Source organism: Pseudoduganella sp. LjRoot289, from assembly GCF_964252925.1.
In the GTDB taxonomy this organism is placed as follows: domain Bacteria; phylum Pseudomonadota; class Gammaproteobacteria; order Burkholderiales; family Burkholderiaceae_D; genus Rugamonas.
The window spans coordinates 3,323,881-3,342,282 of sequence record NZ_CAXUPN020000001.1; the positions used below are offsets into that span (position 1 = coordinate 3,323,881).

Genomic DNA, 18,402 nt, shown 5'->3' on the forward strand with positions numbered 1-18,402 from the left:
AACGTTACGCAAGTTGCATGCCACGCATGCAAGGGCCGTCTGCAGCGAGGACGCTCGCCTTTGGGGAGCCACGCACCAATTGTGCACAATCGACAGTCTCGCTTTCACCACGGTTGAGCATAACTGTATACAAAGTTGTAGGAATTGGCGCGATTTTTCGTACACAATGTGAGCACGAATCCTGCTTATAGCTGTTTCACCACAGAACAGGAGTATCGAACCATGAGCAAGCAGCCGACTGCCAAAGTCGCCGTGCAAGCGCCTACCAAGCGCGGCACCACGGCGGTGGACCTGCGCATACACCGCGCGGTGTTCAACGCCGTCATGAGCCACCGCCTGCCGCCCGGCACCCACCTGGGCGAGGCGGAGTTTTGCGAGCTGTACCAGGTTAGCCGCACCACCGTGCGCAAAGCCTTGCAGCGGCTGGCGCATGAACACATTATCGAACTGCGGCCCAACCGGGGCGCCGTGGTGGCCTCGCCCACGCCTGCCGAAGCGCGCGACATTTTCGCCGCGCGGCGCGCCATCGAACGCGAGATCGTCCCACTGGCCATACGCAACGCCACGCCCGCCTCGCTGCAGCGCATCCAGGCCGCGCTGAAAGAAGAGGACGACGCGCGCCGCAGCGGCGACCGCGCCAGCTGGATACGTCTGGGCGGCGAGTTTCACCTGCTGCTGGCCGAACTGGCGGGCAACCATGTGCTGCAGCGCTATATGGCGGAACTGGTGTCGCGCTGCTCGCTCATCATCGCCCTGTACGAAAGCCCCGGCACGCATATGTGCGAGAACGACGAGCACAAACGCCTGGTCGCGCTGATCGCGCAAGGCGAAGAAGCGCAGGCCGTGGCGCTGATAGAACACCACCTGCTGGAGATCGAATCGCGCCTGAAACTGGGCGCCACGGGCCGCAAGGTGAAACTGGCCGACGCGCTGGCCGGATTCTAGTGGCCGCAGTTGGCTCACTTTTTGCTAAGCAGTACCCAGTACCACCATAAACCAAACGAGGGAGTTCAGAGCATGTCCGTCAATATCTTGAAGACCGCAGTCGTTTCCGCACTAGTAGTGCTCGCAGCCGGCGCGCAGGCCGCCGACTGGAGCGACACCTCGCTGAGCTATCGTTACGGCACGCATTTCGCCGAGCCATACAATCCCGTGGACATCAAGAAGAACATCGTCAACCTGAGCCACGTCAGCGGCTACGCCTACGGCAAGAACTTCTTCAGCGCCGACATGCTCTTCTCCGACAAAAAAGATCCTTCCAGCGTCGGCGCGGACAGCGGCGCCCACGAAGTCTACGTGCTATACCGGCATACGCTGGACCTGGGCAAGGTGATGGGCAAGGACTTCAAGACCGGCGCCACGCGCGGCCTGGGATTCACCGCCGGCTTCGATGTCAATACCAAGACCGACGCGGGCTACAACTCGAAGAAGCGCATGTTCGTGGCCGGCCCCACCATCAATTTCGACGTGCCGGGTTTCCTCGATGTGAGCCTGCTGGCCCTGTGGGAAAGCAATGCGCCGTATAGCGGCTTCTCGAAAACCAGCACCCCGCGCTACGACTACGATGTGCACCCTATGCTGACGGCCGCATGGGGCATCCCGTTCAGCGCCGGCATTCCGCTGTCGTTCGAAGGCTACGCCAACTACATCGCCAGCAAGGGCAAGGACGAATTCGGCGGCGCCACCAAGCCCGAAACCAATATCGACATGCAGGTCATGTACGACATGAGCGCCGCGGTGGGTGCGGCCAAGAACACCTTCAAGGTCGGCATCGAATACCAGTACTGGAAAAACAAGTTCGGCAACAACCACAATGGTCCGGCCGGTAGCGGCGCCTTTGCCAAGACGCCGATGATACGCGCTGAATACCACTTCTGAACATCTGAAAGGACGACCGATGAACCGCCGCAAACTGATTACCGTCGCAGCACTGGCCGCACTGGCCGCCGCCACAACCCTGATGCCTGAGCTGGCGCGCGCCGATGAACCGCTGAAGGTAGGCTTCGTCTACGTCGGCCCGGTGGGCGACGCCGGCTGGACCTATGCGCACGACCAGGGCCGCCTGGCCATGGAAAAGGCGCTGGGCGCGAAAGTGAAAACCACGTTCGTGGAAAGCGTGCCGGAAGGCGCGGACTCCGAGCGCGTGATCCGCAAGCTCGCCGCCGACGGCAACAAGCTGATTTTCACCACGTCATTCGGCTATATGAACCCGACCGAGAAAGTGGCGAAGACCTTTCCAAAAACAGTGTTCATGCACGCCACCGGCTTCAAGTCCGGCAAGAACATGGGCACCTACGAATCGCAGTTGTATGAAGGCGCTTACCTGAACGGCGTCATCGCGGGCAAGATGACCAAGTCCAAGACGCTGGGCGTGGTGGCCTCCTTCCCGATACCCGAGGTGGTGCGCAACATCAACGCCTTCACGCTGGGTGCGCAGAGCGTGAACCCGGGCATCAAGACCAAGGTCATCTGGGTCAACTCGTGGTACGACCCGGCCAAGGAGCGCCAGGCCGCCGAAACCCTGATCGCGCAAGGCGCCGATGTGCTGAACCAGAACACCGACTCGCCGGCCACGCTGCAGGCGGCGCAGGAAAAAGGCGTGTACGCCTTCGGCTGGGACTCGGACATGAGCAAGTTCGCGCCCAAGGCCCACCTGACTGCCGCCACCAACAACTGGGGCGAGTACTACACCGAGACCGCCAAGGCGGTTATCGCGGGCTCCTGGAAAAGCGGCGAAACGCGTGGAGGCCTGAAGGAAGGCATGGTCAAGATGTCGCCTTTGAACGCGGCCGTCCCGGCCGATGCTGCCAAGGCCTTCGAAGAGAAGAAGGCGGCCATCACCGCAGGCAAGTTCCATCCCTTCCAGGGTCCGATCAAGGACCAGTCGGGCGCGGTGAAAGTGGCGGCCGGCGCGGTCATGCCGCTGAAGGAACTGCTGTCGCTGAATTACTACGTTCAGGGCGTGGAAGGCAGCATTCCCAAATAAGGAGCATGTATGACCCCGCACGCCCCGCACGACACGGTGCTGTACAACGACTGGCACCCGGTTGCCTCCGCCGGCACAATCGGCGCAGGCGCCATCGTGCGGGCGCAATTGCTGGACCTGCCGCTTGCGCTCTGGCGCGACAGCGGCGGCCAAGCCCACGCCTGGGAAGACCGCTGCCCGCATCGGGGCACCCGGCTTTCCCTCGGTACGCAGCAAGGCGACACGCTGCGCTGCGCCTACCACGGCTGGCGCTTTGGCCTTTCCGGCAGATGCAAACACATTCCCGCCCTGCCCGAACTGGCTGAAGCCAATTTGAAAGCGCAAGTTGCGACCTTCGCCGTTCAGGAGCGCTACGGCCTGCTGTGGGCCTGCCTCGGCACGCCTTCCGGCGCGGTGCCGCCCTTCCCTGAATTCAGCGATGCCCGCTTGCGCAAAGTCCTGTGCGGCCCCTACGATGTGCAGGCCGCCGGTCCGCGTATCGTGGAAAACTTCCTCGACATGGCGCACTTCGCCTTCGTCCATGAAGGCATCCTCGGCGAGCAGGAGCGCGCCGCCATCGCCAGTTATACCGTCGAACAGTTCGACGACGATTTGTACGGCAAGGGCGTGCGCGCCATCCAGTGCCGCGCATGGCAGCCGCAGGCGAGCAAGGAGGCCGCCGCCGGCAGCGACGTCGAATACACCTACCGCGTGGTGCGTCCGCTCAGCGCCATCCTGACCAAACTGCCCGCGGATGCGAACGGCCTGCCCTCGGACGCCATCGGCCTGCACGTGCAGCCGCTCACCGAAACCACCTCCCGCGTCTGGATCACCCTCGCGCTGAACGACTTCACGTCCAGCGACGACGAGTTGCGGCACTTCCAGGACACCATCTTCCTGCAAGACCTCCCCATCGTGGAAAGCCAGCAGCCGCAGCGCATGCCGCTTACGCCGGGCGCCGAAGTATCGGTGGCCTGCGACCGCATGTCGCTGGCCTACCGCAGCTATCTGAAAGCGCAGGACCTGCGCTACGGCGTGATCCGCTGAGGCGTGATCCGCGGCCTCAGGGCGGCGCGCCGATGTAGATCGCGCGGAAGTCGTTCACATTGGTCAGTGTCGGACCGCACACCACCGACGCCCCCAGCGCCTGGAAGAAACCGTGGCCGTCGTTGTTGGCCAGGCTGGAACGCGGATTGATCCCTTTGCCCCAGGACCGCTCCAGCGTATCGGGCGCCAGCAAGGCGCCGGCGATTTCCTCCTGCCCGTCCACCCCGTCCGTGTCGCACGCTATCGCATGGATGCCGGGGTGGCCGTTCAGCGCCACACCGAGCGACAGCAGGAACTCCACGTTGCGCCCTCCCCGGCCATCGCCGCGCACCGTGACCGTGGTTTCGCCGCCCGACAGCAACACGCACGGCGCCTTGAACGGCTGCCCGCGCATGGCCACCTGGCGCGCAATGCCCGCCATGACAATGCCAACGTCGCGCGCCTCGCCCTCAATGCTGTCGCCGAGAATATAAGGGGTTACGCCCGCCTTGCGCGCCACCTCGGCGGCCGCCTCCAGCGCGATCTGCGGCGCGGTGATCAGGTGGATTTCACTGCCGGCCAGGCGCGGATCAGCTGGCTTGACGCTCTCGCCGGCGCCCGACTCCAGCAGCTTGGTCACCGCATCCGGCACGGCGATGCGATAACGCCGCAGGATGGCCAGCGCGTCGGCGCAGGTGGTGGCGTCGCCGCAGGTCGGGCCGGACGCGATGTCGGCCGGGTTATCGCCCGGCACGTCCGAAATCAGCAGCGTGACCACGCGCGCCGGGTGGCAGGCCGCCGCCAGCCGCCCGCCCTTGATGGCCGACAGATGGCGGCGCACACAGTTCATCTCACTGATGGTGGCGCCGCTTTGCAGCAGCGCGCGGTTGATGTCCTGCTTGGCGGCAAGGTCGAGCGCGTCGTCCGGCAGCGCCAGCAGCGACGATCCACCGCCGGAGATCAGGCAGATCACCAGGTCGTCCGCCGTCAGTCCCTGCACCAGCGCAAGGATGCGGCGCGCCGCCGCCATGCCGTTTTCATCGGGCACCGGGTGGGCCGCTTCGGCGATTTCGATGCGCTCGCACGGCACCGCGTAGCCGTAGCGCGTAACCACCAGCCCGGTCAATTCACCAGGCCAGTGCTGCTCCAGCACCCGCGCCATCTCGGCCGACGCCTTGCCCGCGCCGATCACCAGCGTGCGGCCGCGCGGCGGCTCCGGCAAATGCGCAGGCAGGCAGAGCGAGGGCTGCGCCGCCGCCACGGCGGCATCGAACATGCTGCGCAACAAATCCGGTATGCCGGCTTGGAATGTCATGAGGGCTCCTATTCAGGCAGTATGGCGCCGATCTCATAGTTTGCCATGATCTCCAGCGCGCGCACCAGCGCGGAATGGTCCCAGGCCTTGCCGCCGTGGGCGGCGCAGGTGTTGAACAACTCCTGCGCGGTCGCCGTGTTCGGCAGACTGACGCCGATTGCGCGCGCGCTGCTCAAGGCCAGGTTCAAGTCCTTCTGGTGCAGTTCGATGCGGAAGCCCGGATCGAAGGTGCGTTTGATCATGCGCTCGCCGTGCACTTCCAGGATGCGCGAAGCGGCAAAGCCGCCCATCAGCGCCTGGCGCACCTTGGCCGGATCGGCCCCCATGCGCGAGGCGAACAGCAGCGCTTCGCCGACCGCCTCGATGTTCAGCGCGACGATGATCTGGTTGGCGACCTTGGTGGTCTGGCCGTCGCCGTTGCCGCCCACCAGCGTGATGTTCTTGCCCATCAGTTCGAACAGCGGCTTGACCGCGTTGAAGGCTTGCTCTTCACCTCCCACCATGATGGTCAGCGTGGCGGCCTTGGCGCCGACCTCGCCGCCGGATACAGGAGCGTCCAGGTACTGGCAGCCCAGCGCATTGATGCGGGCCGCGAACTTCTTGGTTTCGATCGGCGAGATGGAACTCATGTCGACCACGATCTTGCCGGCGCTCAGCCCCTGCGCCACCCCGCCCTCGTCGAACAGCACCTCGGCCACCTGCGGCGTGTCCGGCACCATCATGATGATGACGTCCGCTTTTTCCGCCACCTCCCTGGCCGTCGCGCAGCCGGCCGCGCCCAGTTCGACCAGTTGCGGGGGCAGCGCTTTGCGCTGCTGCACGAACAGCTGGTGGCCGCCTTTCAGCAGATTCGCCGCCATCGGCGCGCCCATGATGCCAAGACCGATAAAGCCGATTTTACTCATATGCCTGCTCCTTGATGATGGGCCGCGCTCAGGCGGCGATGTTGAATTTGGCCGCGAGCGCCTCCGCGCCGCGCGCCAGCAGGCCGATGTCGCTGCCTACCGCAGTGTAGGTGCATCCGGCCGCGATGTAGCGCCGCGCCAGCGCCTCGTCGCCCATCAGCACGCCGGCCGCCTTGCCTGTGGCGACGATGCGCCGGATCGCGTCTTCGATGGCCTCGACCACTTCGGGGTGCTTCAGGTTGGCCAGATGCCCCATGGATGCGGCCAGGTCGCCGGGACCGATGAAGATGCCGTCGACGCCGTCGACATCGGCGATTTCCTCGATATTGGACAGCGCCAGCGGCGTTTCCACCTGCAGCAACACGCAGATGTCGTCCGAGCAGGTCGCCCAGTAGTCCGCCACGCGGCCATAATCCGATGCGCGGGCAGCCGTGGAAAAGCCCCGCACGCCCTGCGGCGGATAGCGCGTGGCGGCGACCGCCTGGCGCGCCTCTTCTGCATTCTGGACAAAGGGTATCAGCAGCGTCTGCGCGCCCACGTCCAGCAGACGCTTGATCACCACCGTGTCGTTCCAGGGCGGACGCACGATGGGCTGGGCCGAGCCTTGGCATATTGCCTGCAATTGCGCGTGCACCATGGGCAGTTCGTTGGGCGAGTGCTCCATGTCCAGCAGCAGCCAGTCGAAGCCGGCATTGGCCAGCACCTCGACCGTGACATTGCTCGAAAGGCCGGACCACAGGCCGATCTGTAAAGTGCCGTTCTTAAGGGCCCGCTTGAAGTGATTGATCCGTTTGCTCATGCCACGCTCCTGTCCAGGTTGGTGATATTTGTACAAACTACAAGTGATCAGTCGTCATATGACTTGATTTAAGTATATGCTGCAATGCGGAAAAAAAGCAAAGGGAAAAATCCTCCTGCGCGTAAAATAGGAGGATTCCTACACGGATCGGTCAGTCAGCTGAGCTCGGGACTGCTGCCGGGCGGGCTGGATACAGCCAGCAAAACAGCAGCGTTGCCGCCGTGGCGCCGGCAAGCTGGGCCAGGATGAAGCCCGGCGCGTCGGCCGGGCGGATGCCGGCGAAAGTGTTGCTGGCACTGCGGGCCAGCGTCACCGCCGGGTTGGCGAACGAGGTCGACGCGGTGAACCAGTAGGCGGCCGTGATGTAGGCGGCCACCGCGAACGGCGTGACGGAAGGCCGGCTCCGGGAGCAACCGATGATGACGCCGATCAGCCCGAACGTCGCCACGAACTCGCTCCACCACTGCGACGGGCCGGTGCGCACATGCCCGGAGGCGAAGAACAGCGCCTCGCCGAACATGCCATGCGCGGCGGCGACACCGGCGAAGGCACCGGCCACCTGCACCGCGATGTAGGGCAGCACTTCGGCACGCGGGAGCTCCTTTTGCCAGGCTGCGGACAGGGTCACCGCCGGATTGAAGTGCGCACCGGAGATGGTCCCGAACATCAAAATCAGGGCGACCAGCCCCGCCCCCGTGGCCAGCGTATTGGCCAGCAAGGCGATCGCCACGTTGCCGCCGGCCAGCCGCTCGGCCATGATGCCGGATCCCACCACCACCGCCAGCAGCATCGCCGTGCCCAGGCCTTCCGCCGCCAGGCGCCGTGCCATCGTCATGCCTGCAACTCGCCGATCTTGTCCAGCTCGCGCTTCAGGGCGGCCTTGTCCAGCGTCGCCAGCGGCAGCGCGAAGAATGCTTCGATGCGCGCGCGCAGCGTACGGTAGGCGTGCATGAAGGACGCGTCGATCTCTTCTTCGGTGCCGGTCGCATGGGCCGGGTCTTCCACACCCCAATGCGCGCGCATCACCGGGCCCAGGTAGGCCGGGCACTCTTCGCCGGCGGCGCTGCCGCACACGGTGATGACGATGTCCGGTGTCACCGGCAAGTTGTCCCACGACTTGCTGTGGTAGCCCTCGGTGGAGATACCCTCGCGCGCCAGCAGGGCCAGCGAACGCGGGTGGACGTAGCCGGCCGGCTTGCTGCCGGCGCTGACGGCATGCCAGCCCTCAGGGGCCAGATGGTTGAAAGTCGCTTCGCCCAGGATGGAGCGGCAGGAGTTTCCGGTGCAGAGGATGAGTACGTTCATGGGATGGGCCTTTGAGAAAGTTGAAATGCTACCGCATTCGCTACGATAGTTCCAATATTATCGAACTAACTTGACAGCTTCATGACATCGGCCTTACTCTCTGTTCGTCGATTAACGAATAAGCACAAGATGACCAATTGCTGCGATGTCGCGCCCCGGGGCGCACTGCCGGACCTGAATACGGACGAGATAGCGGTGCTGTGCAAGGCGCTCGCCCATCCTGCGCGCGTCCAGCTGTTACGCTACCTGGCCGCCTACGGTGCTTGCTACTTCGGCAGCCTGGCCGACGTGCTGCCGCTGGCGCCATCCACCATTTCGCAACACGTCAGCATACTCAAGCAGGCCGGCCTGATCCTGGGTTCCTCGGATGAACAGCGGGTCTGCTATTGCGTCAATCCGGAGCGGCTGGCACAGCTGAAGCAGCTGATCAACGCCCTGTAGGGCATTTTTTATCTTCCGATTCGTCATTCGACGAATAACTAAGGAGAACCATGAACAGCAAACATTCCAACCTGCCAGTGGCGGTGCTAGGCGCAGGCCCCATCGGTCTCGCGGCAGCGGTCCACCTGTTACAACGCGGTTTCAGCCCTATTGTTTTCGAAAGCGGCAATCAAGTGGGCGCCAACCTGGCCAGCTACCGCCATGTGCGGCTGTTCTCTCCCTGGCAGTACAACATCGACAAGGCCGCCCGCGCCCTGCTGGAGGAGCACGGCTGGAGCGCACCGGCCGACGGGGAACTGCCGACCGCGGGGGCCGTGGTGGACGCCTACTTGGCGCCCTTGGCTGCCCTGCCGGCGCTGGCGCCGCACATCAGGCTGGGGCACCGCGTGGTGCAAATCAGTCGCGCCGGGATCGACAAAGTGAAGACCCGAGGCCGGGAAGACGCCCCGTTTCTGATCCGCACCGCCAGCAACGGCGGCAGCCGCGAATTCCTGGCCAGCGCCGTCATCGACGCCACCGGCAATTGGACGCACCCGAATCCCCTGGGCGCGAGCGGCCTGCCTGCTCTGGGGGAGGCAGAGGCGCGGGACCGGATCGCGTATGGCATGCCCGATGTGCTGGGAGGCGCGCGCGGAGACTACGCAGGCAAACGCGTGCTGGTGGTCGGCGCCGGGCACTCCGCCGCTGGCACGCTGCTGGCGCTGGCGCAGTTGGCGGCCGAAGCGCCCGGTACGCGCCTGGTCTGGGCGGTGCGCGGCAAGCAGCTGGCCAAGGTATTCGGCGGCGGCGAGGCCGACGGCCTGCCGGCACGCGGCCAGCTGGGCATGCGGCTCAAGGCGCTGAAGGAGGCAGGCCAGCTGGAGCTGCATACAAACTTCCGAATCCAGGCGCTGCAGGCTGGCGAAAGCGGCGTCGACGTCATCGGCACCGGCCTTGGCGGCGCCCGCGTCGTGATCGAAGCGGTTGAACGCATCGTCGCGGCAACGGGCGCCCGTCCCGACCTGTCGCTGACGCGCGAACTGCGGGTGCGCCACGATCCCTGGCTGGAAACCACCGACGCGCTGGCGCCGTTGATCGATCCGAACGAACACAGTTGCGGAACGGTGCGCCCGCACGGCCACCGGGAACTTGCCCACCCCGAGCCGGGCTATTACGCAGTCGGCGCCAAGAGCTACGGCCGCGCGCCCAACTTCTTGATGGCGACCGGCTACGAACAGGTGCGCTCGGTAGTGGCGGCGCTGGCCGGCGACCGGGCGGCGGCCGACGAGATTCAGCTGGAACTGCCGGAAACAGGTATATGCAACACGCGGTTCAGCGAGGCGGAGGCCACCGCCAGCGGCTGCTGCGGCGCGGCAGCTTGATGAGCAACCGCCGCCGTCACCGCACCGGTTAAAATGGAGTCCCCTCCCCCGAGTTCGGCGCAAAAGCATGGAAACCAAATGGCTGGAAGACTTCATCTCGCTTGCCGAGACCAATAATTTCAGCCGCTCGGCCGCGCAGCGGCACGTCACGCAGCCGGCTTTTTCGCGCCGCATCCAGTCGCTGGAAAACTGGCTCGGCACCGACCTGGTGGACCGCACCTCCTACCCCACCCGATTGACACCGGCCGGCCTGGTGTTCTACGAGCAGGCGCTGGAGATGCTGGGCCAGATCAACGGTGTGCGCGAACTGCTGCGCAACAAGCGCGCGGCCGCGATGACCAGCATCGATCTGGCCGTACCGCACACGCTGTCGCTCACCTTCGTGCCGAAATGGATCACGCAGCTGGAGGCCGATTTCGCGCCCATCAACAGCCGCCTGATGGCGCTCAACGTTCACGACGCCGTGCTGCAGCTGGTCGAAGGCGGCTGCGACCTGCTGCTGTGCTACCACCATCCGCGCCAGCCGGTGCAGCTCGATCCGGGCCGCTACGACATGCTGGTGCTCGGCCAGGAAGCGCTGCGCGCCTATGCGCGCTGCGACAAATCGCGCGTTCCCGAATTCACGCTGCCCGGCACCAAACAGGAGCCGCTGCCCTTCCTTTCCTACACCAACAACGCCTACCTGGGCCGCATGGTGGAGCTGATCCTGGCCGACACCAAGACCCCGCTGCACCTGGATAACCACTACGAAACCGACATGGCCGAAGGCCTGAAAATGATGGCCCTCGAAGGCCGCGGCATCGCCTTCCTGCCTGAATCGGCGGTCACGCGCGAGCTGAAACAGAAGCTGCTGGCGCCCGCCGACGGCGGTGCACCGGATTGGGAAATTCAAATGGAGATCCGGCTGTACCGCGAGCGCCCATCGCCCTCGCGGCCTGGAAAACTGATCGTCTCGCGGCTGTGGGACTACCTCGAAAGCCAGCAAAAATCGTCCTCCAGAAAGCGCCGCGTACCGGACTCGGAACGCTGATTCAAACGTTGGCTTTTAGCTAACAATATTAACGTTATGCTTTTTGTGCATGGGCGGATGCGCATACAGCATTAGCCGCCCTGCAGGGCTCCAGCCTATGATTCGCTTCGCTTACCAAGCGCCACAAGTGCAACGATAGACGACGAAATCACCGAATAATACTGGAGCCAACAGCATGATTACCCAACACGCACTGCCGTCCTACCTCAACCCAGAAGACCTCGGCCCATGGGGTCAATACCTGCAGCAGATCGACCGCGTTACGCCGCACCTGGGCAGCCTGTCGCGCTGGGTCGAGACCCTGAAGCGCCCGAAGCGCATCCTGACCGTCGACGTACCGATCGAACGCGATGACGGCACGATCTCCCACTACGAAGGCTACCGCGTGCAGCACAATATGTCGCGCGGCCCGGGCAAAGGCGGCGTGCGTTTCCACCAGGACGTGACCCTGTCCGAAGTGATGGCCCTGTCGGCCTGGATGACGGTGAAGAACGCGGCGGTGAACGTGCCATACGGCGGCGCCAAGGGCGGTATCCGCGTCGACCCGAAGACCCTGTCGCGTGGCGAACTGCAGCGCCTGACGCGCCGCTACACCAGCGAAATCAGCCTGATCATCGGACCTAACAAGGACATCCCGGCTCCGGACGTCAACACCAACGAGCAGGTGATGGCATGGATGATGGACTCCTACGCCATGATCGAAGGTAATCTGTCGACCGGCGTCGTGACCGGCAAGCCGATCTCGCTGGGTGGCTCGCTGGGCCGCCGCGAAGCGACCGGCCGTGGCGTGTTCGTGGTCGGCCAGGAAGCGGCCGCCAAGCGCGGCGTGGCCATCCAGGGCGCCCGTGTCGCCATCCAGGGCTTCGGCAACGTCGGCGGCGTGGCAGCGAGCATGTTCGCCAAGGCCGGCGCCAAAGTCATCGCCGTGCAGGATCACACCGGCACCGTGGTGCATTCCGGCGGCCTGGACGTGGCGCTGCTGCACCAGCACGTGGCTGAAACCGGCGGCGTGCAAGGCTTCCCCGGCATCGAAGCGTTCCTGGACCGCGACGCGTTCTGGGGCATCGAGTCGGACATCCTGATCCCGGCCGCGCTGGAACAGCAGATCACCGCTGAAAACGCACCGCTGATCCGCACCAAGATCATCCTCGAAGGCGCCAACGGCCCGACCACGCCGGAAGCGGACGACATCCTGAGCGACCGCGACGTCCTGATCGTGCCGGACGTGCTGGCCAACGCCGGCGGCGTCACCGTGTCCTACTTCGAATGGGTGCAGGACTTCTCCTCCTTCTTCTGGAGCGAGGACGAGATCAACGCCCGCCTGACCCGCATCATGCAGGACGCGTTCAACTCGGTATGGGAAGTTTCGCAGGACAAGAAGGTAACGCTGCGCACCGCGACCTTCATCCTGGCATGCACCCGCGTGCTGCAAGCGCGCGAAGTGCGCGGCCTGTATCCTTGATCAAGCTGCTGAGTAAGTGAAATCCACAAGCCAGAAGCACGCCGCGCGCGCGGATAGTGTTGGTAATATAAGTTATTGGTCATAGTCAGTCATCACCACGCCTGCCCTGGTTTGTTCCCGGGCAGGCGTTTTTCGCATATTCAAAGGATTCGTCATGAGCACTCTCGAACAGCAAGCACTGGAATACCACAAAGCCGGCGGCCCTGGCAAAATCGCCATCGCCGTCACCAAGAGCGTAGCCAGCCAGGAAGACCTGTCGCTGGCCTACTCGCCCGGCGTGGCCGTGCCCTGCCTCGAAATCCAGCGCGACCCCGCGCTCGCCTACGAGTACACCGCCAAGGGCAACCTGGTGGCCGTCATCACGAATGGCACGGCCGTGCTAGGACTGGGCAATATCGGCGCGCTGGCCGGCAAGCCCGTGATGGAAGGCAAAGTGGTGCTGTTCAAGAAGTTCGCCGGCATCGATTCCTTCGACATCGAAATCGACGAAACCGATCCGGACAAGCTGGTCGAGATCATCGCCGCGCTGCACCCTACCTTCGGCGGCATCAACCTGGAAGACATCAAGGCGCCCGAGTGCTTCTATATCGAACGCAAGCTGCGCGAGCGACTGTCGATTCCGGTGTTCCATGACGACCAGCACGGCACCGCCATCGTGGTCGGTTCCGGCCTGCTGAACGCCGTCGAGATGACAGGCCGCGACATCGCCGACGTGAAGATCGTCTGCTCCGGCGCCGGCGCCGCGGCCATCGCCTGCCTGGAACTGATCCTGTCGCTGGGCGCGCGCCGCGAGAACATCTTCGTCTGCGACAGCAAGGGCGTGCTGACCACCGCGCGCGAACTGGACGGCGAAAAGAAAGCCTGGGCGCGCGAAACGCCGGCCACCAAACTGTCGCAAGTAATCGAAGGCGCGGACGTCTTCCTCGGCCTGTCCGGTCCCGGCCTGCTGTCGCAGGCGGACGTGAAGGCGATGGCGAAACAGCCCATCATTTTCGCGCTGGCCAATCCCGAGCCAGAGCTGCGCCCGGAACTGGTGCGCGAAGTAGCGCCGGACGCCATCATCGCCACCGGCCGTTCGGACTATCCGAACCAGATCAACAACGCCCTGTGCTTCCCCTACCTGTTCCGCGCCGCGCTGGATTCGGGTTCGACCACCATCAACCAGGAAATGAAGATCGCCTGCGTGGTGGCCCTGGCCGGCATGGCGCGCAGCGACGAGCGCTTCGGCAAGGACTATGTCGTGCCCGGCCTGCTGGATCCGCGCCTGCTGGTCGGTGTCACGCCGAAGATCGCGCAAGCGGCCTTCCGCAGCGGCGTCGCGCGCAAAGACCTGGACCCTGAAGCCTACGGCGCCCACCTGGCCAAGCTGGGCGAGTCGCTGATTTAAGGCTGGCGGGTTAGCGGGGGCTTTGCCCGCGTAACCCGCCAAAACGGGCACATCGTACGAACGTCACTCCTGCCGGAGTGACTTAAGAGCCGCAGGGCGGCATAACCCGCCATCTCAGGTCCGCTTCTGCAAGGCCACCCAGTCGCTGACGACGTGCTCCAGCACCTTCAGCGGCAGGGCGCCGTGCGTCAGCACCTCCTTGTGGAAGGCTTTCAAGTCAAACTTGTCGCCCAGCTCCGCCCTGGCGTGCTCGCGCAGCGACAGTATCGTCAGCATCCCTATCTTGTAAGCCAGCGCCTGCCCCGGCGCCACGAAATAACGTTCCACCTCCGCCGTCACGTCCGCCTCCGGCATGCCGGTGTTCTCCAGCATGTAGGCGATGGCCTGCTCGCGCGTCCAGCGTTTGTAATGGATGCCGCTGTCGACCACGAGGCGCGTGGCGCGCATCATGTCGTCGCGCAGGCGGCCCAGCTTGTCGAGCGGCGTCCTTTCCCATCCCATCTCGCTGGCCAGCCGCTCGGCGTACAGCGCCCAGCCCTCCTGGTAGGCGCTGAACGGGATCACCTTGCGGAAGAAGGGCACGTCCTCCATCTCCATCGCCACGGCGATTTGCAAGTGGTGGCCAGGCAGGCCCTCGTGGTGGGCCTGCGTGCGCATGGCGAACTTCGGCGTCTCGCCCGGCGCGCGCATATTGACGAAGAACACGCTGGGGCGCGAGCCGTCGAAAGCGCCGGGCTGGTAATAGGCGCTTGGCGCACTCGCCTGCGACGCGGCCGGTACCGCCTCCACCTTCAGGCCGAGCTTGGGGTGCAGATCGAATGCCGCCCCCATGCCTTTTCCTGCTTCATCGATAATGGCCCGATACTGCGCCAGCATGGCCTTGCGTCCCTCGTCCGTATCCGGGAATTTCTGATCGGGCTGCGCCGCCAGCGCCTGCACGCGCGCCCCTATGCTGCCCTCGGCCAGCCCCTGCCCCTTCAGGATCGCGTCCATCTCCGCCCCCACCCGCGCCACTTCGGCCAAGCCCAGGCTGTGCACCTGGCGCGGCGTGAAGTCGGTGGTGGTGTGCATGCGCACGGCCCAGGCGTAATATTCGTCGCCGTTCGGCAGGCTCCAGGCGCCCTCGTTCTTCAGCGCCTTCGGCTGCAGGGCGGTAAAGTGCGCGATCAGGCCGCGATAGGCGGGATAGACCTGGTCCCGGATCGCTGCCTCGGTGTCGGCCAGCAGCTTGCTGCGCGTGGCCTGGTCCGCCTGCCCGGCCGGCAAGGCGGCCAGCTTGTCGCGCATATTCATGTACAGCCGGTGCTGTTGCGGCGGCGCGCTGATGAAGGCGTTCATCTGCTGCAGCACCTTCTCCACGGTGAAGCGCGGCGGCAGCACGCCCTTGCTTTCACTGAGGCGCAATTGCTGCTGCACCTGGCCGAACTTGAGCGGGAATTTGCGCAGGCGCGCGATATAGCTTTCGGCCTCGCCCACGCTGGCGATCCGATGCACCTGTACCATGAATTCCGGCAGCGCGGTCTGGACGCCGTCTAGCTGGTTCACCGGGAAGGCGTGCGGCAGGAACGGTTCGCCGTCCAGCTGCATGGACATGTAGTACTGCAGCGTGTCGTAAGACAGCTTGCCGTCGCGGTCGAGATCCGCGCGGTCGTATTGGTCCAGCACTTCCAGGTCGTTCCTCAAACGGGCCATGGCCTTGCGCGCCTGGGCCGGCGACGCGTCGTCCAGGCGGGCGCTATAGAAGTCCAGCCACGGCGGCAGTATGCGCAGCGACGACAGCAGTTCCGGGCTATCGAGCGCAAACGTGGCGAATACGCGCGTGTAGAACCAGTCCAGGCGCAGCGGCCTGAAATACGAGGTATGCGTCAGCAGCAGCACCGCCATCAGCACAGTGGCCGTCAGCGCCGTCAACAGCCATGTCGCTGTACGTTTCATCGACTCTCCGAATTGCAAAATCCAACCCGAATATTAGCAACATTTAGCTCAGCCAGAGCAGCGTAGTTGCACCGGCGTTGCTCCGGCGTTGCTCCGGCTCGGACTTGCGCGGCGGCGCTGGATCAGAACTTCATTTCCAGGTTGGCCTGAACCCGCGCGGAAGCGGGTGCGCGGCTCCAGGTCTGGCTGGCGCCGTTCGCGTCCTGGTAGCGCGAGTCGCTCAGGTTGTCCTGGCCCAGCGCATTGTTAACGGCCAGCCGCAGTTGCAGGCCGGTGCGTATCTTGTACAGCAAATACGCTTCCAGCTCGCGGCGCGCCTGCAGGCGGCTGCTCTGCTGCTCGGAGACGCGCACCGGCCCGCCGGCGCGGAAAGAGAAACTGGCGCCCGCGCTGTATTTGTCCTCGCGGTAGTCGGCGCCCAGCACGGCGCTAAGCGGCACCTGCTGGTCCAGCCGGTTGTCCGGCCCCGGCACCGAATCGACCTTGGACCAGTTGCGGTTCACGCTGGCGCGGAAGTCGAAGCCCGGCGCGTCCTTCATGATGGCCTTGAGAGGGAACTTCAATTCGACGTCCAGCGTGCGCGTCTGCGCGTTGCCGTCGTTGAGCGGCTGGATCAGCCAATAGCCCCGGCCGTCCTGCGTCAGCTTGCTGCGGATGTAGTCCTTGATCTTGCGCTGCGACGTCCCCACCGAGAACACCGCGCCAGGCGCGAAGAAATGTTCATAGGTGAGGTCGATGCCGTTGGCCAGTTCCGGCCTCAAATCCGGATTGCCGCTGTAGTCCGGATTGAAACGCGTGTTCAGGTCCGCTTCGTAGCGGCGCGCGCTCAGCTGGTTGGTGGCGGGCGCCTTGAAGGTGCGGGTGAGCGCCAGGCGCAGCTGGCGGCCGCTCTTGTCCGGGAATTTGTACAAGGTCTGCGCGACGGGACTCAGCACGTGGTTGCGCGACTGCGTGGTTTGCAAACCGGTGCCGGAGCTGTCGGTGCGGATGCTTTCCCAGCGCACGCCCTGGTAAATCGACCATTGCTTGGTGACGTTCCACTCGTCCTGCGCGAAGAAGGCCGTCTTGGTCACGATGGGATGGAACGCCTCGGCAATGCGCGCAGGCTGCGCGCCCAGGATGCCTTCGGTGCGCAAGTTGGCGTCCTCCGATTCCTGGCGGCTCGCCTCCCAGCCGGTGGCCAGCGCATGATCGTCGAAGATGGTGCGCGTGTACTTGCCTGTGGTGCTGGAGTTCGTGTAGCGGGAACTGCTGTCGGTATCGCGCAGCAGCCTGGCGGCGAGGCCCTCTGTGCTGGAGAGCGAGCTGGAATCGTTGTCCGAACGGCCCCTGGACGCGGCAACTTTCGCATCGAGCTTGCCGCCGGCCAGCTTGGCCACCCAATTGACGTCGGCGCCGGCGAAGTGCGACTTGCCGTCGTTGTCGCTGTGCCGCGCGACGTAGTCAGGCCGGGGGAAACTGCCGACGCGGTTGTCCGTCGCCGTGTCGGACGCGCTGTCGTAGCGCTGTGCCTGAACGAAGCCGGACAGGTTGAGCTGGTCATCATTGGGCAGCTTCCAGTTCAGGCGCGGCTGCAAGCCCAGCATGGTGGAATCGTTTTGCGTCAAGCTGTGCTTGTCGCGCAGCTGCATCACCTGGCCGGAGGGCGCGGAGAACTGTTCGGTGCTGTCGTTGGCGTTGCGCCCCAGGCTGCGGCCCAGCATCCCGTTCAGGTAGTAGGACAGGCTGCCGCTGCGGTCGGCCAGCGTGCCGAGCACGAACAGGTTCTTGTTCTGGTCGGAGCGGGCGGTATTGATGCGCAGGTCGCGCTGCGGCTTGGACACGACTTTTTTGAGGATGATGTTGATGGTGCCGGCGATGGCCTGCATCGAGTGCTCGGCGGTGGCCGCGCGCACCACTTCGATCTTCTCGATCTGCTCGGGCGGCAGCGTATCGAGCGAAAAGCCCGGCGGCGGACGCTCGCCGTTGACCAGTATCTGGGTGTAGCCGTTGCCCAGGCCGCGCATGCGGATGCTGTTGCCGATCACCGTCACGCCCGGTGCGCGTTTCAACACCTCGAACACATTGGTGTCGCCGTATTTGATGATTTCCTCGTGGCCGAGCACGGTCTTGCTGGCCGTATCTTCGCGGCGCGGATCGTACTCCTCCGCGCTGCCTTTCACCTCCACCTTGGTGATGGCGCCGGCGGACGCGGCGGCCGCCGGCTTGACGGGTTTGACGGAGTACGGTGATGTGGCAGCCGCCGATATAGCGGCCGGCGGTCCGGCGGCTGGCGGTCCGGCGGTCCGGGTCTTGCCGGCTCCGTTTTCCTGAGCCGAGGGGGCCGTGCTGAGCCCCAGCAGTGAAATCGCCAGGGCGATGGGAGTGATGCGTGGTGTCATGGACGTGGCCGGCTATTGCAAACTGCGCAATTATGGCCAATAAATAGCAAAAATGAAATATTCTTTTGCTGCAATACTCAAATAATCAAA

16 protein-coding genes are annotated in these 18,402 nt (G+C 64.6%); 9 read left to right on the forward strand and 7 right to left on the reverse strand.

Translation table 11 applies throughout. The features are described 5' to 3' along the window. Positions 1-222: 222 nt before the first annotated feature. The 4 genes from ACSQ8Y_RS14040 to ACSQ8Y_RS14055 all read left to right on the forward strand — a co-directional run bounded on the left by ACSQ8Y_RS14040 (position 223) and on the right by ACSQ8Y_RS14055 (position 4,012). Positions 223-945, forward strand: a complete 723-nt coding sequence (locus ACSQ8Y_RS14040; RefSeq protein ID WP_436267081.1) for a GntR family transcriptional regulator — start codon at positions 223-225, stop codon at positions 943-945. Positions 946-1,017: 72 nt separating this feature from the next. Then, positions 1,018-1,878 carry an outer envelope protein gene (locus ACSQ8Y_RS14045; RefSeq protein WP_436267082.1) on the forward strand — a complete coding sequence of 287 codons (861 nt, stop codon included), beginning with the start codon at positions 1,018-1,020 and terminating at the stop codon, positions 1,876-1,878. A 19-nt stretch (positions 1,879-1,897) separates the two neighbouring features. After that, positions 1,898-2,986 carry a BMP family ABC transporter substrate-binding protein gene (locus ACSQ8Y_RS14050; RefSeq protein ID WP_436267083.1) on the forward strand — a complete coding sequence of 363 codons (1,089 nt, stop codon included), beginning with the start codon at positions 1,898-1,900 and terminating at the stop codon, positions 2,984-2,986. A gap of 9 nt (positions 2,987-2,995) precedes the next feature. Next, positions 2,996-4,012 carry an aromatic ring-hydroxylating dioxygenase subunit alpha gene (locus tag ACSQ8Y_RS14055; protein WP_436267084.1) on the forward strand — a complete coding sequence of 339 codons (1,017 nt, stop codon included), beginning with the start codon at positions 2,996-2,998 and terminating at the stop codon, positions 4,010-4,012. 16 nt (positions 4,013-4,028) lie between these two features. Here the strand turns inward: ACSQ8Y_RS14055 and ACSQ8Y_RS14060 are convergent, their stop codons facing one another. The 5 genes from ACSQ8Y_RS14060 to ACSQ8Y_RS14080 all read right to left on the reverse strand — a co-directional run bounded on the left by ACSQ8Y_RS14060 (position 4,029) and on the right by ACSQ8Y_RS14080 (position 8,315). Then, positions 4,029-5,306: a glycerate kinase type-2 family protein gene (locus ACSQ8Y_RS14060; protein WP_436267085.1), complete on the reverse strand. Its 1,278-nt coding sequence runs from the start codon at positions 5,304-5,306 to the stop codon at positions 4,029-4,031. Between the two features lie 8 nt (positions 5,307-5,314). Beyond that, entirely contained in the window at positions 5,315-6,211 is an 897-nt protein-coding gene (glxR, locus tag ACSQ8Y_RS14065; RefSeq protein ID WP_436267086.1) for a 2-hydroxy-3-oxopropionate reductase, read from the reverse strand. A gap of 28 nt (positions 6,212-6,239) precedes the next feature. Next, the gene (locus tag ACSQ8Y_RS14070; protein ID WP_436267087.1) at positions 6,240-7,010 is read right to left on the reverse strand and encodes an aldolase/citrate lyase family protein; all 771 of its coding nucleotides are present in this window, start codon (positions 7,008-7,010) and stop codon (positions 6,240-6,242) included. Positions 7,011-7,161: 151 nt separating this feature from the next. After that, positions 7,162-7,845, reverse strand: a complete 684-nt coding sequence (locus ACSQ8Y_RS14075; protein ID WP_436267088.1) for an aquaporin — start codon at positions 7,843-7,845, stop codon at positions 7,162-7,164. Then, complete coding sequence (locus ACSQ8Y_RS14080) at positions 7,842-8,315, reverse strand: arsenate reductase ArsC (RefSeq protein ID WP_436267089.1); 474 nt, start codon at positions 8,313-8,315, stop codon at positions 7,842-7,844. The genes ACSQ8Y_RS14075 and ACSQ8Y_RS14080 overlap by 4 nt, the downstream gene beginning before the upstream one ends. Positions 8,316-8,444: 129 nt before the next feature. Between ACSQ8Y_RS14080 and ACSQ8Y_RS14085 the strand changes: the two genes are divergently transcribed. From ACSQ8Y_RS14085 to ACSQ8Y_RS14105, 5 genes are all read left to right on the forward strand, one after another. Then, a complete protein-coding gene (locus ACSQ8Y_RS14085; protein ID WP_436267090.1) occupies positions 8,445-8,756 on the forward strand; it encodes an ArsR/SmtB family transcription factor in 312 nt (103 codons plus the stop codon). 50 nt (positions 8,757-8,806) lie between these two features. Then, a complete protein-coding gene (locus ACSQ8Y_RS14090) occupies positions 8,807-10,117 on the forward strand; it encodes an FAD-dependent oxidoreductase (RefSeq protein WP_436267091.1) in 1,311 nt (436 codons plus the stop codon). Between the two features lie 67 nt (positions 10,118-10,184). Continuing rightward, positions 10,185-11,147: a LysR family transcriptional regulator gene (locus tag ACSQ8Y_RS14095; RefSeq protein ID WP_436267092.1), complete on the forward strand. Its 963-nt coding sequence runs from the start codon at positions 10,185-10,187 to the stop codon at positions 11,145-11,147. Positions 11,148-11,322: 175 nt separating this feature from the next. Then, a complete protein-coding gene (locus ACSQ8Y_RS14100) occupies positions 11,323-12,609 on the forward strand; it encodes a Glu/Leu/Phe/Val family dehydrogenase (RefSeq protein ID WP_436267093.1) in 1,287 nt (428 codons plus the stop codon). A 154-nt stretch (positions 12,610-12,763) separates the two neighbouring features. After that, positions 12,764-13,996 (forward strand): malic enzyme-like NAD(P)-binding protein, encoded by a 1,233-nt coding sequence (locus ACSQ8Y_RS14105; protein WP_436267094.1) that lies wholly within the window; start codon positions 12,764-12,766, stop codon positions 13,994-13,996. A 114-nt stretch (positions 13,997-14,110) separates the two neighbouring features. Here the strand turns inward: ACSQ8Y_RS14105 and ACSQ8Y_RS14110 are convergent, their stop codons facing one another. Then, positions 14,111-15,931, reverse strand: a complete 1,821-nt coding sequence (locus ACSQ8Y_RS14110) for a DUF885 domain-containing protein (protein WP_436267095.1) — start codon at positions 15,929-15,931, stop codon at positions 14,111-14,113. 122 nt (positions 15,932-16,053) lie between these two features. Continuing rightward, complete coding sequence (locus ACSQ8Y_RS14115) at positions 16,054-18,312, reverse strand: TonB-dependent receptor plug domain-containing protein (protein ID WP_436267096.1); 2,259 nt, start codon at positions 18,310-18,312, stop codon at positions 16,054-16,056. Between the last annotated feature and the right edge of the window lie 90 nt (positions 18,313-18,402).